Origin of the sequence: Actinomadura soli (assembly GCF_005889715.1) — a bacterium.
In the GTDB taxonomy this organism is placed as follows: domain Bacteria; phylum Actinomycetota; class Actinomycetes; order Streptosporangiales; family Streptosporangiaceae; genus Spirillospora; species Spirillospora soli.
Genome location: NZ_VCKW01000575.1, coordinates 1 through 1140 on the forward strand (window position 1 = coordinate 1; position 1140 = coordinate 1140).

Genomic DNA, 1140 nt, shown 5'->3' on the forward strand with positions numbered 1-1140 from the left:
GTTCCGGGGCGCAGGTTGGGGGCGGGTCAGTGGTCGCGGTGGCGGGCCGTGGCGCGGGCGCCGGGGTGGAGTTCGCGGCGGGTGCCGCCGCACCGGCGGCAGACGCGCATGGCGCCGGTGAATAGGTGGCCGTGGTGCAGGCCGGTGCCGCGGCAGGCGCGGCAGGTGCGCAGCGGGTGCAGGTGCACCGAGATGACGTGCGCGACGGCCCAGATGAACGCGGCCAGCAGCAGCAGTAGCCACAGCCCGCCGCCGTCTCCGCCGTGCTCGGTGGGCGGTGTGGTCGGGGTCGGTGACGGCGTCACCACCACGGCGGTGACGAACGTGGGCAGGGACGAGGGCAGCATGGCGTCTCCCGCTTGACGGGGTTCGAGATGGGCAGGGGGCACGCTCGCCCCCCCGCGCGCGGGGTGCGGGATGCGCGGGGTGTTACTCAGCGTGCAGCGGGGGAACTGTCTCGCGGGAACTGTCCCAACTGTCTGGCACCGGCGCGTGTTCGCGTCCACGCGCGCGCGTTGGGGCCGGTGGGACAGTTGGCTTGGACAGTTCGCGAGACAGTTCCCGGGACAGTTCCGCCCCGGCGGCGTTCACTCGGCGTGATCGTCGGGGGCGTGGTCGGGCAGGTAGTAGCGGGCCGCCTTGCCGTTGCCGGCGCGGGTGATGATCTCCTCCTTGCACAGCGATCCGAGGTAGCGGGCGACGGTGGAGCGCGGCGCGTCCAGACGCGCCACGAGTTCATCGCGGCGCGCGCCCTTGGTGCCGCGTTCGGCCAGCAGCGCGGTGACGGCCGCTGCGACGGCTTCGGGGACGGCGGTGTTGTCGATGCTGTTCCGGGCGGAGTTCAGGTCGTCCAGCCGGGTGGCGTGTTCGGGCGGCGGGACGGTTTCAGCGATGAACTCGTCCAGCCGGTCCACCAGCCCTTTGGCGGCCTGGTCCACCGCGTCGGCGTCGGCGGGGTCGAACCCCCAGCCCGCATCCGGGCCGCCTGATCGGTGCCCGCCCGTGGCGCGGTCGGTAGGCCCGTCGACGGGCGTACCGGCCGCCGGATGGTCCCCACCGTCCTCACCGGCGCCGGGGTGGAGGCCGGTGGGCCCGTCACCGTGGCGCCGGGCCGTGGTGCTCGTGGTGGTGGCGCTGGTG

At 74.3% G+C, this 1140-nt stretch carries 2 protein-coding genes; both read right to left on the minus strand.

Features of this window, described 5'->3' with window-relative positions; all coding sequences use genetic code 11:
* Positions 1 to 26: 26 nt before the first annotated feature.
* Complete coding sequence (locus ETD83_RS41905; protein ID WP_138650777.1) at positions 27 to 347, minus strand: hypothetical protein; 321 nt, start codon at positions 345 to 347, stop codon at positions 27 to 29.
* Positions 348 to 587: 240 nt separating this feature from the next.
* Positions 588 to 1140, minus strand: a 553-nt coding sequence (locus tag ETD83_RS43405) for a hypothetical protein (RefSeq protein WP_205718191.1), incomplete at its 5' end; no start/stop codon positions are given.

What these genes read in the sequence shown, in the direction of transcription:
- ETD83_RS41905 (WP_138650777.1), bottom strand. Translation starts at nt 347, where the DNA reads ATGCTGCCCTCGTCCCTGCCCACGTTCGTCACCGCCGTGGTGGTGACG.